This is a genomic window from Ensifer sp. LC11 (assembly GCF_001695835.1).
In the GTDB taxonomy this organism is placed as follows: domain Bacteria; phylum Pseudomonadota; class Alphaproteobacteria; order Rhizobiales; family Rhizobiaceae; genus Ensifer.
This window is the reverse complement of sequence record NZ_MBSO01000024.1, coordinates 28666-45916: the sequence shown is the minus strand read 5'-3', so window position 1 is coordinate 45916 and position 17251 is coordinate 28666. Positions and strand designations below refer to the sequence as shown.

The 17251-nt window shown below is 60.7% G+C and carries 18 protein-coding genes; 6 read left to right on the top strand and 12 right to left on the bottom strand.

Features of this window, described 5'->3' with window-relative positions:
* Positions 1 to 44 precede the first annotated feature (44 nt).
* Positions 45 to 314 carry a hypothetical protein gene (locus BBX50_RS18375; RefSeq protein WP_065776784.1) on the bottom strand — a complete coding sequence of 90 codons (270 nt, stop codon included), beginning with the start codon at positions 312 to 314 and terminating at the stop codon, positions 45 to 47.
* A 53-nt stretch (positions 315 to 367) separates the two neighbouring features.
* On the bottom strand, positions 368 to 877 hold the full coding sequence (locus BBX50_RS18370; protein WP_065776783.1) for a peptide deformylase: 510 nt from the start codon (positions 875 to 877) through the stop codon (positions 368 to 370).
* Positions 878 to 1196: 319 nt separating this feature from the next.
* On the opposite strand from BBX50_RS18370, the gene mgtE reads away from it, so the two are divergent.
* Complete coding sequence (mgtE, locus tag BBX50_RS18365) at positions 1197 to 2618, top strand: magnesium transporter (protein WP_065776782.1); 1422 nt, start codon at positions 1197 to 1199, stop codon at positions 2616 to 2618.
* Positions 2619 to 2690: 72 nt separating this feature from the next.
* Positions 2691 to 3077: a MerR family DNA-binding transcriptional regulator gene (locus BBX50_RS18360; protein ID WP_139108459.1), complete on the top strand. Its 387-nt coding sequence runs from the start codon at positions 2691 to 2693 to the stop codon at positions 3075 to 3077.
* An 80-nt stretch (positions 3078 to 3157) separates the two neighbouring features.
* Here BBX50_RS18360 and BBX50_RS18355 read toward each other — a convergent pair whose 3' ends face one another.
* The 3 genes from BBX50_RS18355 to BBX50_RS18345 form a co-directional block, all read right to left on the bottom strand.
* Positions 3158 to 3631 (bottom strand): isoprenylcysteine carboxylmethyltransferase family protein, encoded by a 474-nt coding sequence (locus BBX50_RS18355; RefSeq protein WP_065776780.1) that lies wholly within the window; start codon positions 3629 to 3631, stop codon positions 3158 to 3160.
* A 3-nt stretch (positions 3632 to 3634) separates the two neighbouring features.
* Positions 3635 to 4537 carry a DUF1624 domain-containing protein gene (locus BBX50_RS18350; protein WP_244513196.1) on the bottom strand — a complete coding sequence of 301 codons (903 nt, stop codon included), beginning with the start codon at positions 4535 to 4537 and terminating at the stop codon, positions 3635 to 3637.
* 235 nt (positions 4538 to 4772) lie between these two features.
* Positions 4773 to 5465, bottom strand: coding sequence for a DUF599 domain-containing protein (locus BBX50_RS18345; protein ID WP_065776778.1), 693 nt, complete (start codon positions 5463 to 5465; stop codon positions 4773 to 4775).
* Positions 5466 to 6217: 752 nt separating this feature from the next.
* On the opposite strand from BBX50_RS18345, the gene BBX50_RS18340 reads away from it, so the two are divergent.
* Entirely contained in the window at positions 6218 to 7618 is a 1401-nt protein-coding gene (locus BBX50_RS18340) for an L-serine ammonia-lyase (protein WP_065776777.1), read from the top strand.
* 76 nt (positions 7619 to 7694) lie between these two features.
* Positions 7695 to 8132, top strand: coding sequence for a DUF1489 family protein (locus BBX50_RS18335; protein ID WP_065776776.1), 438 nt, complete (start codon positions 7695 to 7697; stop codon positions 8130 to 8132).
* Between the two features lie 191 nt (positions 8133 to 8323).
* Here BBX50_RS18335 and BBX50_RS18330 read toward each other — a convergent pair whose 3' ends face one another.
* The 6 genes from BBX50_RS18330 to BBX50_RS30295 all read right to left on the bottom strand — a co-directional run bounded on the left by BBX50_RS18330 (position 8324) and on the right by BBX50_RS30295 (position 14072).
* Positions 8324 to 8593, bottom strand: coding sequence for a hypothetical protein (locus tag BBX50_RS18330; RefSeq protein WP_065776775.1), 270 nt, complete (start codon positions 8591 to 8593; stop codon positions 8324 to 8326).
* A gap of 78 nt (positions 8594 to 8671) precedes the next feature.
* Positions 8672 to 10204 (bottom strand): SPOR domain-containing protein, encoded by a 1533-nt coding sequence (locus BBX50_RS18325; protein WP_065776774.1) that lies wholly within the window; start codon positions 10202 to 10204, stop codon positions 8672 to 8674.
* Between the two features lie 183 nt (positions 10205 to 10387).
* Complete coding sequence (locus BBX50_RS18320) at positions 10388 to 11122, bottom strand: hypothetical protein (RefSeq protein WP_065776773.1); 735 nt, start codon at positions 11120 to 11122, stop codon at positions 10388 to 10390.
* A gap of 289 nt (positions 11123 to 11411) precedes the next feature.
* On the bottom strand, positions 11412 to 12020 hold the full coding sequence (locus BBX50_RS18315) for a transglutaminase-like cysteine peptidase (RefSeq protein WP_065776772.1): 609 nt from the start codon (positions 12018 to 12020) through the stop codon (positions 11412 to 11414).
* Between the two features lie 704 nt (positions 12021 to 12724).
* Positions 12725 to 13333, bottom strand: coding sequence for a PilZ domain-containing protein (locus tag BBX50_RS18310; protein WP_065776771.1), 609 nt, complete (start codon positions 13331 to 13333; stop codon positions 12725 to 12727).
* Positions 13334 to 13442: 109 nt separating this feature from the next.
* The gene (locus BBX50_RS30295; RefSeq protein ID WP_065776770.1) at positions 13443 to 14072 is read right to left on the bottom strand and encodes a PAS domain-containing protein; all 630 of its coding nucleotides are present in this window, start codon (positions 14070 to 14072) and stop codon (positions 13443 to 13445) included.
* Between the two features lie 362 nt (positions 14073 to 14434).
* Between BBX50_RS30295 and BBX50_RS18300 the strand changes: the two genes are divergently transcribed.
* The gene (locus tag BBX50_RS18300; RefSeq protein ID WP_065776769.1) at positions 14435 to 15166 is read left to right on the top strand and encodes a rhomboid family intramembrane serine protease; all 732 of its coding nucleotides are present in this window, start codon (positions 14435 to 14437) and stop codon (positions 15164 to 15166) included.
* 261 nt (positions 15167 to 15427) lie between these two features.
* Positions 15428 to 15856, top strand: coding sequence for a CBS domain-containing protein (locus BBX50_RS18295; protein ID WP_065776768.1), 429 nt, complete (start codon positions 15428 to 15430; stop codon positions 15854 to 15856).
* A 189-nt stretch (positions 15857 to 16045) separates the two neighbouring features.
* Here BBX50_RS18295 and BBX50_RS18290 read toward each other — a convergent pair whose 3' ends face one another.
* Positions 16046 to 17005 carry a patatin-like phospholipase family protein gene (locus BBX50_RS18290; protein ID WP_065776767.1) on the bottom strand — a complete coding sequence of 320 codons (960 nt, stop codon included), beginning with the start codon at positions 17003 to 17005 and terminating at the stop codon, positions 16046 to 16048.
* Positions 17006 to 17251 lie beyond the last annotated feature (246 nt).

Sequence of the window (17251 nt, the reverse complement as noted above, 5' to 3'; positions counted from 1 at the left end):
CCGATCTCGGTGTGCCGTCCGCGCGCCCTTGTGGCAGCCGGGCGTCAGTTGTTGCCGGCCGGTCCGCTCTGGTCCGTGCGGCGCCGGACAAGCTTGTAGGTGCGATCGGGCTGAACCTCGTAGGTTTCGTAGACCATCTGGCCCTCATGCATGAACCGGTTCTGGACCATGGTGCCAGGGGCGGCGACGGTCTTTCGATTGCTCGCGTTCTCACCGTAAGTGAGGCTTTCGGGCAGAGGCTCCAGGTTCTGCTGGGCGCTGTTGCAGCCGGCGAGTGCCAGCAGGCCGACGACGGCAAGAGTTTTTGCTTTCATTGTTCGATCCTTGGTGAATTGCGAATAATCCGATGCCGCGGGCAGGGCGGGTTTCACCCTAGCCGCGTATCCCGTGCCAGCTTCTCGAATTTCTTGACCGCTCGGTCACGCTTCAGGCGCGACAGGCGCTGCGTCCAAAAAATCCCGTCGAGCTGGTCGATTTCGTGCTGCAGGCAGATGGCCATAAAGCCGTCAGCCTGCTCTTCGATCGTCTCGCCGAGAAGGGTCTGATAGCGGATGCGAACGGCGTTTGGTCGCTCGACCTCCTCCAGGATGCCCGGCATCGAGACGCTGCCTTCGGTATGTTTCGTCATCTGATCGCCGTGCCATACCACCTCCGGATTGACGAAGGTCCTTGCACCGCTTTCCCGGTCGAGCTCGATCACTGTCACGCGTTGCAAGATGCCGATATGCGGCGCGGTAATGCCGACGCCGGGTGCGGCCCGCATCGTGTCGAGAAGGTCCGTCGCCAGCGCCTCGAGCGCCGGGTCGAAACTGGTGATCGCTTCCGCCTTCCTGCTCAGCAAAGGATTGGGAAAGCGGACAATGGGACGAATGGCCATCAGGACTTCCTTGGCTGCGCCGACAGGGCGTCGCGCATCCGTTATCGTCGCAGAAGTGCTAGCCGATCGCTCGATCGATGTCGACAGGGTTAAGAGGCGGTCGATTTTTCATGTATTTGCAACAGCTTGAATTAATCTGTTGCGCAGTGCGCGCAGGCGCATCTGTGCTGTGGACCTCGGCTGGGCTTTGCGCTAGCAGGACTGTGAGCCCACCGATACGGCGCATGGCCGCGCAAGGGGGCAAACACACGTCAGCAACGCATTCTTTCCGGTTCACAAGGTGGAGAGCTGGGAAGCAACAATCGTTTTGAGGGCGCCCATGAGCAACATTGGGGACGACGACCGCGGTTCTGAAGACGTCAGGACCTTTGACGGTTCGGACATCTATGCCGACGACGGTTCGGTTCGCTCCGATTTTCTCATGCATGTCGGCGCAGCGATCGCGGACCGTGATACGATCTATCTGCGCCAGCACGTCGCGGGCCTGCATTCCTCCGAAATGGGGGACCTGCTTGAGGCAATCCAGCCCGACCAGCGCCTGGCGCTGGTCTCGCTGCTTGGCAAGGAATTCGACCTTTCGGCGCTGACCGAAGTCGATGAGGCAATCCGCCTCGACATCGTCGAACACCTGCCGAACGAACAGATCGCTGAAGCCATCGGCGAGATGGATTCGGACGACGCGGTCTACATTCTCGAGGATCTCGACCAGGAAGACCAGGACGAGATTCTGGCCAAGCTGCCGTTTACCGAACGGGTTCGCCTTCGCCGCTCGCTCGATTATCCCGAGAGCACGGCCGGTCGGCGCATGCAGACCGAGTTCGTGGCGGTGCCGCCGTTCTGGACCGTCGGCCAGACGATCGACTACATGCGCGAAGACGAAGACCTGCCCGAGAGCTTCTCGCAGATCTTTGTCATCGACCCCACCTTCAAGCTGCTCGGTGCAATCGACCTCGACCGCATTCTGCGGACCAAACGCTCCATCAAGGTCGATGCGATCATGCACGACACGAGCCATGCCATTCCTGCCGAGATGGACCAGGAAGAGGCAGCCCAGCTGTTCGAGCAGTACGACCTTCTCTCTGCGGCCGTCGTCGATGACAACGGCAGGCTCGTCGGTGTCCTCACCATCGATGACGTCGTCGACGTCATCCAGGAAGAGGCCGAGGAAGACTTGCTGCGCTTGAGCGGCGTCGGCGACGAAGAGCTGTCGGACTCGGTGACGGAGGCGTCACGCTCGCGTGTGCCCTGGCTGTTCATTAATTCCATGACGGCGTGTATGTCCGCCTCGGTCATCGGTCTGTTCGATGCGACGATCCAGCAGATCGTGGCGCTGGCGATCCTGATGCCGATCGTCGCCGGCATGGGCGGCAATGCCGGTTCGCAGACGATGACCGTCACCGTGCGGGCGCTTGCAACCCGTGGCCTCGACATCCACAACGCACCCCGCATCATCCGACGCGAAGCCGGGGTGGGGCTCCTGAACGGCATGATCTTCGGCACTCTGATCGGCCTGCTCGCCGGGCTGTGGTTTCAGGACCCGAACATCGGCGGCATCATCGCCACGGCCATGCTGATCAACATGATGGCCGCTGCACTCGGCGGCATCCTCGTGCCGCTGTGCCTCGACCGCTTCGGCGCCGACCCGGCCGTCTCTTCCGCCGTCTTCGTGACCGCCATCACCGATATCACCGGTTTCTTCAGTTTTCTCGGCATCGCCACCTGGTGGTTCCACGTTACATAACGCGGGCGCGTTGTTTGACTTTTACGTCAAGGTCAACGATAGTGGATGTGCAGGAAATCATGGAATGGCAGCGTGAATAAATACTATAGCATCACCGAATTGACGCGGGAATTCGGCATTTCCACCCGGACGCTGCGGTTCTATGAGGATGAAGGCCTCATCCATCCCGAACGTCGCGGCAGGACGCGCCTATTTCGGCCGGCCGACAGGCGGCTGATCCAGGAGATTCTGCGTGGCCGACGCATCGGCTTTACGATTGCAGAGATCCGCGAGATTATTCAGGTCTACAAGGATCCGCCCGGTGAACTCGGCCAGCTGCAGCTGCTGATGTCGCGTGTCGAGGAAAAGCGCGAGGAGCTTCGCCAGAAGCGCAAGGATATCGAAGATACGCTGACGGAACTCGACAATGTCGAGGAGGCATGCCTGACGCGACTCGCGGAGATCGGTGTCGGCACCTGACGGGCCGCGTCCTTACCGGTGGAAGTTTCGAAGGGTAGCGCTCGCGCTGCCCTTTTTGCTGCGTGTTTCCCGGCCAGCGCTCAGATCCAGCGGCTCGTATGCCGACAGTAGCGCTCGAACTCGAAGCCGAAGCGCGACAGCAAATGCCGCTCCTCGTTGCGAATGGCGAAAAGCGTTGTCAGCATCACCGCCGCGACTGCCATGATGAAGAACCAGGGATTGAGGGTGGCAAGGCCAAAGCCGATCATCATCAAGGTGTAGCCGAGATAGATCGGATTGCGGGTGAAGCGGAACGGCCCGTAGGTGACAAGGCAGGTTGCCGATCGATGGGGCATGACGGCGGTATGCCGATCGAGCAACGTCTTGAGTGCCCAGAGGTCCAGCCAGATGGCGACAATGATCAGGATGCCGCCGCTGATCCAGGAGAACCAGCCATGGCCGTGTGCGACTGGAATGGGGGAGTGTCGCGCCAGTAGCAGCGCCGCAAGCGTGGCTGCCCCGTAAAGAAGGGCAGGCCATGGGAAGTTCAGCGGCTTGGCACGATAGGCATTCATGTCCTAGTCCCCTGATTGCACGTTCATTGTGCATTGTCGCGCGATTCGCGCAATGCGTTCATCGGAGCTGACGTTGATCTCTCCCCTGTTCAGGCTGTCGAACAGGTTCTGTTCCACCAGAAGGTCGAGCGTGCAGCCGCAAAAAGTCTCGCACGGCACGGCCGGATTTCCCTGGTTGCAGGCCGCCACGCAATTGTTGCGATAGGCCTCTTTGGGATCCGGTAGTGTCGGCGGTGAGATCAACGAGAAGAGATAGACCAGTCCGATGAGCAAGGGCTGGTGAATGAGGTATATGGCCAGACTGTGACGGCCCCCGAAGGCGAGCGGGTTCGTCCACAGCTTGCCTTTGCCATCGTTAGCCGGCCGGCGCGAAAGTGCCGCTGCAAGGCGTGCGTGGAAGAGCTTTGCGGTGCCGAGGCCAAGGAGGAACGGTCCGAGCCATGGCAAGAGCGGCACATAGTCATTGGATCGCGGCAGCGTCTCGGACAATCCGATCCACCAGAGCCAGGGCGCGTCAAAGATCGGCGAGCGGAGATAGAAAGGTGCGGCGATGGCAGCCGCGGCTGCAGCGAAGGAAACGACCGCAGGAAGCTGCAGGAAAATAAGGCCGATCAGGCTTGCGGCGGCAATCGCATGCAGAATGCCGAAAAAGATGAAGGTGTCCGGGAAGGCGAAGTAGGTAGCAAGGGTGATCAGTGCTGCCGCGCCGGCAATCTTGGCGAAACGGCGCAGGAAGGCGTCGAGCCGGATCTTTGGCCATTGTCCAAGGACGAGACTGTAGCCGGCAAGAAACAGAAAGCTGCTGGCAATCAGCCGGGCGAAAATCTTCCAGCCGCCGGTGCCGGCGGTTCCTGCCGCGACGTAGCCGAAGAACTCGAGATCCCAGACGAAGTGATAGAGGGCCATCGCCAGGAGGGCCACGCCGCGTGCCACATCAATGAAGGCGAGCCTTCCCCGCGATTGTGGCGGCGGGGTCTGTGTTGCCGGGGAGGTCACGTTGATATCGGACATGGGCGTTCGCCATCCTGTTGGCGTGAGGAAGAGTGACAGGCCTGGCTTGCGCCAGGCGCGCGTCGTTTGTTGATCGTTGAGATGACTAGGCGCGGTCCGTTGGCGTTCAGCGGATCAGCCGCGCGGCCCGTCAGGGCGTGGCGTCCTGCAGCAGCGCTGCACGTGCTTCCGAGAAGAATTGCCGACGGGTGAGCACGAAGATGACGAAGATGGTGAGCCCGACGAAGACATAGGGGCTGATGAACCAGCCGAGATAGCCGATCGACAGGAAAATCGCCCTGAGACCGGCGTTGAAATGCTTGGCCGCCAGCACATTCATCCGGATCGCTCGCTCGGCAGCTCTTTCGGCGGCTTGTCGATCCCGTTGCATGTCGGCGGTCATTGGAATGCCGCCCATCAGGATCGAGCAATAGTTGAACAGCCGGTAGGACCAGCCGAACTTGAAGAACGAATAGCCGAACAGGCAGGTGAGGCCGCCGACCTTCAGCTCGAAGGCGGTTCGCCCGCCGTGGAAGACATAGGGCATGTCCGCAAAGATCATCTGGACCTGCTCGGTTGCGCCCAGCAGCGCGAAGCAGCCGCCAAGCGCGAAGATCGTCGTCGAGGCGAAAAAGGCGGTGCCGGCCTGCAGGCCGGCAATGATCTGCGTGTCGATCATTTTCAGGTCGCGGTTGAGCGAATTGCGGATCCAACGGCCGCGGTGCTCGTTCATCAGGCGGGTGAGACTCACACGCTTGAAGCCGCGCGTGCCGTCGGTCGCCCAGCTGAAGCCGGCCCAAAGCAGGATAAACACGACGAGCGCTATGTAATCTTCGAAGGTCATACACGTGTTTTTGGCATGGCTTTTGGAAATTGCAAGGTGGTCGCGGGGGCGCCAGAATCGACGGCGCGTCAACTACTGTGATGAAATTGCGGCGGAATTTCTCCTTGCCCCGTCGCGCGGTTTGCAGGGTTTTCACCAGCTTCGTCATCGCTCTGTGATGCGTTCGACACCTTTCCGCCACATTCCCCCATTGCGCATTTACGCTTTCTTCAATATGCATGACCTCAGACGCGGGCGCCCAATGTGCTGCCCGCGGCCGTTGAGAGTGTTTTCGGAGACATCATGGACAATACAATTCAGAAGTCTTGCTGGGGCGTGACTGCACGCGCCGTAGCTGGTTTCGCTGGCGTTCTTGTTCTTGCTTATCTTTTCGGCGGCCTTTGATATTTGATATCTAGAAAAGTCCACTGATTGACGGCGCGGCTTCCCAAGAGCCGCGCCGTTTTGATTCCGGGCAACCGGCAGCGGCACACCGCAGCCCGGTCGGCCCGGGCGGTAATGTCGCATGGATGCGATCGAATGTCGGTGGACCGCCTGACCGCAGGCTATGGGATCGCTTAGGCTTCGTTCCTATATCTGCTCTGCGGATTTCCTTAAATCGGGACCGATCTGAGGATAAGATCATCCAGCAGATATGAGGATGTCACGCTGGTTCGCACAGGCGGCGAAGCGTGATATCGAGGCAATCATTCATGCGGCGTTCGGGCGATCATGCCAGTCCGCTGCGGGTCAGTCTCCGGGGCAGGCAGCTTATGTTTCTTTCCGTTTTCGACGTGTTCAAGATCGGTATCGGGCCTTCGAGCTCGCATACGATGGGGCCGATGTCGGCTGCCAACCGCTTTCTCGAACTCATTCTTTCCAGCGATTGGCCGCGCCCGTCCCACGCCGCAGTCGCGGCGATCAAGGTCAGCCTTCACGGTTCGCTGGCCCATACCGGCATCGGGCATGGAACGGGTAGGGCGGTGATCCTTGGCCTCGTCGGCGAACGGCCGGATCTTGTCGATCCCGATCGAATGGACGCCTTGATTGACGAGGTCGAACGGACTGGGCGGATCACGCCGCCGGGGCATCCTTCCTACGAGTTTCAGCCGAAGACGGACCTGATCTTCGACAAGAAGGTGCCTTTGCCCGGACATGCCAACGGCATGTCCTTCTCGGCCTTCGATCGCGATGGCCGGTTGCTGGTGAAGCGGATCTACTATTCGATCGGTGGCGGCTTCGTCGTGACCGACACGGAACTCGAGGCCATGCGCGCTTCGAAGAACAAGCCGGCCGGCGTCAAGGTGCCTTTCCCGTTCTCCTCGGCCCAGGAAATGCTTGATATGGCAGCCCGCTCGGGCCTCACGATCGCCCAGATGAAGCGGGCGAACGAAGAGGCGACCATGTCACCGGACGAGCTGAACGCCGGCCTCGATCGCATCTGGGGTGCTATGAGCAATTGCATCGATCGCGGCCTCAGCCAGGAGGGCATCATGCCCGGCGGCCTGAAGGTTCGTCGCCGTGCGCGTTCCATCCACGATAAGCTGCAGGAAGAGTGGCGCTCCAACAAGACCAATCCGTTGCTCGCCAATGACTGGCTGAGCGTCTACGCCATGGCGGTCAACGAAGAAAATGCCGCCGGCGGCCGCGTCGTCACCTCGCCGACCAACGGTGCGGCGGGCGTGGTTCCCGCGACCATTCGCTATTATATGCATTTCCATGACGACGCCGACCAGGAGGGCATCCGCGACTATCTGCTGACGGCCGCGGCAATCGGGGGCATCATCAAGCACAATGCTTCGATTTCCGGTGCCGAGGTCGGCTGTCAGGGCGAGGTCGGCTCTGCGTCGGCCATGGCTGCAGCCGGCCTGGCCGCCGTGATGGGCGGCACGCCCGAGCAGATCGAAAATGCTGCCGAGATCGCCCTTGAGCATCACCTCGGCATGACCTGCGATCCCGTCGCCGGCCTGGTGCAGGTGCCCTGTATCGAGCGTAATGCGCTTGGTGCGGTCAAGGCGGTGACGGCAGCATCGCTGGCGCTGAAAGGCGACGGCAAACACTTCGTGCCGCTCGACGCCTGTATCGAGACGATGCGCCAGACGGGCGTCGACATGAACGAGAAGTACAAGGAAACCTCGACCGGCGGTCTTGCGGTCAACGTCGTTGAATGTTGAGGCCGCGGCAGGATTTGTGGATGAACGGCGTCTCTCCGCTTGACCGCAATGGGCAGACGGGTGTTCAAAAACAGCTATGTCTCTTCATCTCATAAAACTCTGCGTCGGAGCAGAATCGGTCGAGGACCTGCGCGAATGGGTTTCGCGCAAGGCGATGGCGGCCATGGCCGCTGGGCTCGAGCCCCATTCGTTCCACACGACGCGCATGGTTCCGAAGCGCGTCGAAGAGCTCCTGGAGGGCGGTTCGCTCTATTGGGTGATCAAGGGGACCGTTCAGGCGCGTCAGCCGTTGATCGGTATCGAGACCTTCACCGACGGCGAGGGCATCGGTCGCTGCAATCTGCTGCTCGGTCCGGAAGTGATCGAAACGGAACTGCAGCCACGCCGCGCGTTTCAGGGCTGGCGCTATCTCAGCACCAAGGATGCCCCGCGCGACTTGGCGTCGCTATCCGGTGGAGGTGCCGAGATGCCGCTCGAGCTGCGCCGCGAGCTGGCCGAGCTCGGACTTCTTTAGAGCAACGCGTTTTCACGTCGCATAACTGGAAGCGGAAAGCCGTCCTGCAATCAAGCTGCTAGAGCGTCCCTTGTGCGTTCACAGGAACGCGCCGGCGTCGCCGCGCTTGCGGGGCGGTGCATGCCCTGTCCGTCTGGCGGCAATGCGGCAAGCAAAAGGCGGCCGATGCCGCCTTTTAATGAACAGAGATATCAGCTGATCCGCATCTTCAGAGGATGGCGCCGACCCGGTGCCGTTACATGAAGATGGATGCCGGCCCGTGGTTGGGTCGAGCGCCAGGCGCGGGCGCCGTGGGTCAGCAGCATGCCGACAAGATCACGCGTCTTCGCCTTTGATCGGTTGAGCCCGAGATCGGCTATGCGCATAGCCGCTTCGTGCAGGGGGTGCAGGTTGATGCGCGACGGCTTGCCCCGTCGCCCCGGCAGCGGGGTGACACCCGGAACGTTCTCGTTCATCGCCATAATTAACCTCGTTACGCTGTACAAATCCGAGGAAGGCGGCCGGAAAACAAACACATCCGGCTGCCAAATTTTCTAAGCCTACTGCTGGCTGGCCCAGCAGGAGATGCCTTTCTTCTTCAATGCCTTGCAGGCGTTGACTGCTGAATTCTGGTCGTCGAAGCCGCCGAAGCGTGCGCGGTAAACCTGGCCGAAGGCGACAGTGAAAGGTTTCGCGTTGCGAAGCGCCTTGCCGCCCTTGTCCTTGGCATTGCCGAGAAGGGTCATTGCCTGATCCTTGTCCGGCGTCGCGCCGATCTGGATCACCCAGCCCTGCGGCTGAGGCGGCATGGGGTCAGCCTTTGCTACTTCGGCCGGCTCAGCCTTTGCAACGGCTTCGGCCTTCTTCGGAACGGAGTTGGTGACCTGGGTATCGACCATGCCGGCCTCGACGGGCTGGCGCAGCTTCAGGCTCTGCGCGTCGAGCGTATTAGGAACGATCTTCGGAGAGAGGACAGGGTTGTCCGACGCGCGCTTGTTGCCGGCATAGGCCATCTGCACGCTGCTCGCGCTTTCGCCGTTATAGCGGAAATCCGGAACCGGGCCGGTGTTGGGCAGGTCGTGACCGCTGACAGCGGCCGCAACGACAGGCGTTTCCGCAACCGGTGCCGTTGCCGCAACCTGGGTCTCTTCCACCGGAACCGGGGTCGGCTTCGTTTCGGCAATCAGGTTGCCGTCGCCGCGGCGGGAGGCCGCCGGCATGTACTTCGCCACAAGCCGGCGCATCTGCGCGTCGCGGCTGGCGCCGGAGGTGCCGCCCATAACGACCGCAACGATGCTGCGTCCGTCGATCTGGGCCGATGTTACCAGGTTGAACCCCGATGCGCGGGTGTAGCCGGTCTTGATGCCATCGACGCCGCGGACATTGCCGAGCAGACGGTTGTGGTTGCCGATCGTCTGTTTGCCGAAGCGGAAGCTGCGGGTGGAGAAATAGTCGTAATATTGCGGAAAGTGCTGCCGCAGTGCCAGCCCAAGGCGTGCCTGGTCGCGTGCCGTTGTGCGCTGCTCCGGATTCGGCAGGCCATTGGCATTGCGGTAGGTCGTGCGCGTCATGCCGAGTGCGCGCGCCTTGTTGGTCATCATGCGGGCGAAACGCTGTTCGGAGCCGCCAAGAAATTCACCGAGCGCCGTCGACGCATCGTTGGCCGAGCGGGTAACCAGCGAGAGGATTGCCTGTTCGACGGTGATGGACTGGCCGGCACGCACGCCGAGTTTCGACGGCGGTTCAGCGGACGCATTCTTTGAGAAAGGGATGGACGTGGACGTCGTGATCCGACCGGCCTCGAGCGCTTCGAAGGTCAGATAGAGCGTCATCATTTTCGTCAGAGACGCCGGGTAACGCAGTTCGTCGGCATCCTCGCCGTAGAGAATCTTGCCCGTCTTGGCATCGACGACGATGCCGGAATATTTCGGATTGGCGTATTTCGAGGCCGCGAAGGCGGGCGCTGCAAAGGCGGCCGATGCAATGGCGCCTGCAAGGACGACCCGTCCTACCATCTTTGAAAGAGCACCGAACGGGCGCTTCGCGAGATCAAAAAAACCGGATTGGGACACTACGCTACTCTTTATTCTCATGTCATGGGGTTGTCCGGACGCCGCCTCCGGGAACGACCGTTCTCGAGACAGTATCGGCATAGCGTTACCAATCGGTTTATGATGAATGATTGGTTTCCGGAAAAGGACGCATTGGTACAAAAACAATTCCGGTGTAGCGCAATAGCGCGACGGCGCTGGCTGGACCATATCAGTTGGACAAAATCAGGGCACGAGCCGGCTTTTGATAAAAGCTGCCATGGCGTCGTCGATCTCTTGCCACTGCGGCAGCAATTTGTTTGAGAAGCGATAGAGCACGGCAAGATCCGTGCCCGCGTGGATGTCGCGCTGGCAGTCGGCGCTGGTCGAAAGGGTTTGCGCGTCAGATTTGAGGCACCGCACCACATAGGGTGGCCGGCCGTCTCGGTCCGCCGTGTAAAAGACTTCGCCCGCATAACTGGACGTTGCTTTAGTCGTGTGCTCCTTCAATCCGCTTGGCCCGGGAATTGGAGCTCCGTCGAAGACCTGGGTGTAAATCGGCTCCAGTCGCCCGGACATGTCTCGCGACATCGTGCTCTGGGAGATCTGCAGGAAGATCAGGTTTTGCGGGGCGTCGACATCGTTGAAGAGTTTGCGATTGTCGTCGTTGTAGCCCTCGAGGGCAGGCCAGGTCAGGTAGACATCGACGCGTTCGACAATCGAGGTGGCGCGTTGCGCCTCGAAGCGGATCATATTGGCTGGCAGCCGCATATGGTCCTGACCGATGAAGATGTCGAAAACTTCGGTGCTGGCCGTGTGGCCGGCAAAAGCGAGGTTTTCTCCGAACCAGCGGCCCGCAAGTGCGATGGCGGCCGATAATCCGGCAAGCAGGACGACGATTGCCGTTACCCGGTAGACGAAACGGGGAGACAGCAGCGGCCGGAGCTCTGGTTCGTCAATGCCGTTTGGAGTGTTGTTCATCGTTGCGCCGTTCCGTCGCTTTGGTCGAGCCCAAATCCGTGGTTCGCGGTTTGGCTCGCCGGCAGACCGAAGTGTGGCGGACGCCGCTTGCCCGACGCTGGTCGAGGACGGTTAATTTTTGGTAAATGCGAACGCGGCGCGAGCCGATGGTGCAGGGATGCTGAATAAAAAACGGCCGGCTCCGAGGGACAACGGAACCGGCCGAGATCCGGCCTGGACGGGGATAGTGACTGACCGGAGCGTTTTGGTGGAAGGTCGCCTCGATTGGCGCCCCGCCTGTCTTGCTGGCTTACTGCGTCCGAACGCTACCGACGGCGACGGTGCGGCCGTCCTGGAGCTTGACCCAGCGACCGGAATGTTCGGTCGATTGCCGCTTGAGGTAGGTGTATTCGGTGTCCGACCACAGCAGCACCTTGTTGCGCATGTTGTCGAGTATGAAATCACCGCGGTCGGTGCGCACCGTCAGGACGGCATGGCCGTCGCCGTTCGGCTGCAGCACGACGGTGATCAGGAGGTCCGACGCAGAGAAACCGCTCTCGATCAGCTTGCGACGCTTCAGGAGAACATAGTCTTCGCAATCGCCGACCGTGTCCGGATAGGACCACTTCTCTTCAACGCCATGAATTTCCATGTCAGTGAGCGGGGCGATCGCCTGGTTGACGTCGTAGTTGATCTCAAGAATCTTTTGCCAGCCCTCTCGCGTCAGTACCATCGGGCCGCGATCCTTGCCGTTGGAAGCGCATTCCGACGCATAGATCTTGCAGAACTCGTAATGGCCAATCGGCGGGTTGGTCGCGCCAGTCACCACCATATTGGCTGAAAGCGCTTGGGCCGTTTCGATCAGGCCGCCGGTGAAAAGGACCGCGACCGCGATCATCTTGGTGATTGTCTTGAGCATGATTGTCTCCCCGTTGTGGTTTGACAATCGCACAGACGTTTTTATCGCTCGCGAACTCGCGAACTAAAAACAAGTACAAATGAAAGTCGTATAAGAATAAAATAAGAATAGATTTTTATTTGTATTTAAATCGAATTTTACTCAAATTTTATCGATTTCCAACGATGGTGGTGCAGCGTTCGTATTTTGTTAGGCATGCAAGTCATTGTATCAAAACGAGGTTGTGTCTACGTCTGCGGCAGGAGCGGGAAGCGGGCAAGGTGAAACGGTGACTTGGGTCCGATTTTTATGGCGTCGCCTCCGGCATTTGTGCCGGTTTTCGACTTCATATATTCGTTGGAGCCTTGAAACTGCTCGAAAAAATATTTTCGCAGTCGGAGCGGCGCGCAGAGCTTCGTGCTCGAAATGTCTCGATATGACGCAACCGCCCTGGCGCGCGTTTCGCGGATGGCCGTTAGGCGAATGGTATTGCCTTGGATTGGCCCGGCGCGCGGGTTCGTCTCGCGGACCGTAGCAAAGCCACATTGCGCGGATGCATCTATGGGAATGTCCAGGGGGTGTCGCTTCTGCGCTGGCGCAGAGGTGCCGCATGAAAGCGGCGAGGCGGGTCAGCCTGTTCGGTGCACTGCGGTGCTAGCCCGGTGTCGGCCTTGCCTCATCAGTCTTGTGTATTAGGTCGCGAAGGCTGGCGTGCGCCGGCGCCTTTAGAGAAATTCGGTCAGTGCCTCGCGGGACTGGATGCCCGAGAACTCGATGGCGCAGCCTTCCTGGAAGTGACGGACGATCCGGCCCTTCATGTTGCCCAACAGGATCGCAGTTCCGATCGGCGGACGGTTCTCGATGTCGATGGCAGCGCCTGACAGCGAAAGGTCGATGATGCGGCACGGGAACTTTTCGCCGGTGTCGAGCGTCAGCTCTGTCGCGGTCTTGCGCGGTGCAAGTCGGTCGTGACGTCTGTCTTCGGGCAGGCCGAGTTCGTGCTTGTTGGCGATCCAGGTCAGCTGTGCCGCCAGCTTTTCGCGCTTGCGTTCGGTCGCGTTGAGCTGGATGACGAAGGCGCCCTCGGCAATGCGTGAAACAGTGCCCTCGAGGCGCCCGACGTGATCGACATAGGCGATGATCCGCTCGCCGGCCCGCGGGCGAGCGGGCGAGGAAAGCAGGACGTCGCCGGGCGACATGTCGATCGCGGTGCAGTCATACTCGTCGTAATTGGCAAGCATCAGGCGGCCAGCAAGGTTCACCGAAACGCGCTGGAACGCACCTTCGTGGTGCGGTTTCGGGGCGGTATTCTGTGCGTGCTGGAACGAGAACATGATGACTCTGGATCGACATAGCTTGGCAGGCGAAGCTTAGCCTCCTGAAGTTAATAGATGGTTCGTCCTCCGGTTGGTCCAAGACGTCATCCTGGGACAGCGCAGGCGATCAGCTGCGGCGCCCGCCTTCCAGAATGCGAAGATGCCCGACTTGGCGGAACTCGGCCAAAGGTCCGCTGTCGGCGCGTGTTCTTGCGCCGGTCCCGGCCGGCGTTTGAGCCTGTTCGTCGCGAAACACAGCGGTTCGGTCCGGGTCGAGGATTTTCATGCCGGTGGCGTCAAGACATTCCACCGAGGTGGCATGCAACCAGTACGGGCGGGCCAGGGGCGAAATGGCGCCAAGAACGCGGTCGCTGCTGCCTTCGTTCGAGGCGAGCGGCAGCAACAGCGTTTCGACGTCGACCTCACGTTGATCGGCGGTGCGTCCCTTGGCTGAAAGCATGACCGGTACCCGGTGGGTCATGACGAGATTGGTGATGCGTTGTGTCCTGGCCGCCTGGGTCCCGAACCAGAGCATGCCGAACTGCCGGCCACGCAACTCTTGACCGAAGAGCGCGCAGACATGCGTTCCCGCCAGGCGAAACGAGATGCCGGCATTGCGGTCCCGTTCGAGGATAAACAGGTTCGGCAACAGCGTTCGGATATCCGAGGGCTCGAGTTCGTCGCGGCGGGGGAGCTCACGCTTGCCGCGAATGGTGTTCCAGTATCGGAAAAGCTCTGTCGTCGTATTGCTGCGCATCGTTTGTTCATTCCATTCCTGCGGCCGGTCTGTCCCGGTTCGGCACATGTTTGGCCGTGCGTGGCGGCCCTGACATCGACGGAGCGAAAACCGTGCCAGCGCGAAATTAAGGTTAACAAACGGTTTCAGTTGCGGCGCGCGGCTGCGGCTGGCAGGGAAGGACATCACTTCTCGAAGCGTTGTCTTCGGCACTTGAACTGGAGCTCGACTGTGAGCTTGGCGACCGTTCAGTTTTTGCTGGACGGTCTTTTTTTGTTTGCTTATGGCTGGTCGCCCCAGTCTGGTCCCAATCTGGCGATGCGATGGCGTCGCCTCGATTGCGCGGAATCGGGCGGGCGCACCGATGGAAGAGAGCAGCAACTATGGAACGAGATCAGACGGCCATGCCACCGGAAGCGGAGCGCGATGCCGCCGCCAACCCGGCGCGTGAACCCGCCTTCAATCTGCCGGCGGGGCTGACCTTCATTCTGCTGCTCCTCATCGCGATCCACGTCCTGCGGACCTATGTCCTGCCGCCCTCCATCGATCAGGAAATCATCTTCAATTTTGCCTTTCTGCCGGCGCGCTACGATCACCCCTTGGTTGACCAGGGGCTCGCCTGGCTCTGGAGCCCTGTTACTTATTCGTTCCTGCATGGAAGCTGGGAGCATCTGATCTTCAATATCTTCTGGATGGTTGCGTTCGGTGCGCCTGTGGTGCGGCGGATCGGAATGGGCAGACTGGCGGTGTTCTGGTGCCTTTCTGCGGCGGCTGCGGTTGCGCTCCACACGGCCTTTCATTGGGGGGAGATGATCGTGGTCGTCGGCGCGTCCGGCGTGGTGTCCGGTTTCATGGGCGCGGCCGCGCGGTTCGTCTTCTCGCCGAGCGGGCGTATCAGCCGGCAATTTGCCCACCTCAATCGGCGACTGACGGTGGGAGAGGCCCTCGCAAACCGCTCCGTTGTGGTCTTCGCTGGAATTTGGTTTCTGACCAACTTCCTGATCGGCCTCGGCATGTTCACCCCCGGTGGCGCCGGCAGCGTCGCCTGGGAGGCGCATATCGGCGGTTTCCTCTTTGGCTTCCTGCTCTTTAGCCTCTTCGATCCGCGCGACTGAGGTTGCGAAAGATCAGCTGACGACCATTGTGAGCGCTTGATTTCCCTCAGACGCTGGCGCACCATTTGTCACGGTCGCCAATTGTCGAAAGACGGGCGGCCCGTGTAGGCCGGGTATCGAAACGCCGTCCGCGTCTGAGGAACACGCGGTGAGGCGTTCGCAAGCGGCCAGGGTACAGGTTCCATCGCCCGACCGTACCACACGAGAGACGGCTGGAACTTTCCCTGCCGACCCGGTGTTGTCGCAACGGGAGATGTGCGCATGTCAGTAAAAGCCATACTCGATGAAAAGGGCCGAAACGTCGTAACGGTTGGCCCTCAGATGACAGTCCAGCAGGCCGCTATCCTCTTGCGTGACAATCATATCGGTGCGGTCATTATCGTTGACACCGACGATCAGATCGCAGGCATCCTCACCGAGCGCGACATCGTCGCGGCGATTGCCAAGCTGGGGGCGACCTGTCTCGAAAGACCGGTTGCGGCTGTCATGTGGCAGAATGTCTATTGCTGCACCGAGGAAATGTCCGTCCAGAGCCTGATGGAAATGATGAGCAAGCTCAGGGCGCGTCATCTGCCGGTCGAAAGAAACGGTCAACTCGCTGGCATCGTCTCGATTGGTGACGTGATCAAGCATCACATCCGCGCCATCGAACAGGAGACCGAACAGATAAAGGCCTATATCGCTGGCTGATGGGGTCGGGCGGCAGAGTGCCGCCCGCCTGCCTATCGCTCGCGGCCGCAGAGCGCTCCCATGCTCATGGATGGGGCAGTCGCGATGATGCGGCGGGCGCCCGCTTCACCGTCGCAAGGGCGCCCGGCAGATTGGCCGAAAGGCGCGAGAGGGCGCAACGGCTTCGCAAGTCGAGCGACGGCGGACGTGTCAGCGAACGAGCACGTCCTGCATGCGGCGGATCTCCACAAGCCTGGTCCTTGCCTCATGGTAGCCGCGGTCGATGGCTTCGCCGGCGCGATGAAATTCCGAAAGGCCGATGTCGTTGAGCTTCGGATGCAAGGCCAGATCCGGCGGGTCGCCGGCAAGCCGGGCGCGGGAAATGCGGTCCTGGATGATGTTGAAGGCCTGGACCATCACGCTCGTCATTCCAAGGCGCGAATGGTGCGTCGCCTCCTTTGCGGGCGCTTCCAGGGATTCCGCGCCGGCGCTGTGTTTGACCACGGCGGAGCGACCGTAAAGATCGTAGTTGAGGTTGACGGCGACAACGAGCTGCTGCTCATGGGCGCGGCAGACGGAGACCGGTACCGGATTGACGAGCGCCCCGTCGATGAGCGTGCGTCCATTCGCCTTGATCGGCTCGAAAATACCCGGCAGCGCGTAAGACGCGCGGATCGCCGTGATCAGCGATCCCTTTTCAAGCCACACCTCGTGGCCGCTATGCACTTCCGTCGCAACGGCGATGAACGGCCTGTCGAGGCTCTCGATGCTGAGACCTTCCAGGTGCTCCTGCATGCGTTTGGTCAGTCTGAGGCCGCCGAAGAGCCCGGCGCCGCCTATGGCAAAATCGAGCAATCCGGCAATGCGGCGAACGGTGAGGGAGCGGGCAAATGCCTCGAGCTCGTCAAGCTTGCCGGCAAGGTAACAGCCGCCGACCAGCGCACCGATCGAGGTTCCCGCGATCATGCCGACTTCGATGCCCTCTTCGTCGAGGGCGCGCAACACGCCGATATGGGCCCAGCCGCGCGCAGCGCCGCCCCCGAGAGCGATTGCGATTTTCGGTTTTTGCGGGGGTGCCACCGGTTCTGGTGGCCTTGTCGAAATCGATGTTCCGTCCGGTCCGGACAAGTCTGTGATCTGGTTGCTACGCGTAAAAGTCCAGTTCAACATCCGGCACCTCCAACACCGCCGAATACTCCGCAGCACAACACGTCGATGAGAATGCGCGAGGGTCGCTGTGGTAATTCATCGTTGATTTAACTTGCCAGGAGCGGATTCGATCCTGGAGATATGCAACTTAATGCGCGCGTCCCGGGGAGGCTCCGCCAAGCCGGCGCTGGTGCCGGCCTCGTCATGCTTCATCGCTGAAAGACTGGCACCGTTGTTAGGTATATCACCGATCTCCCCGCGGATTGC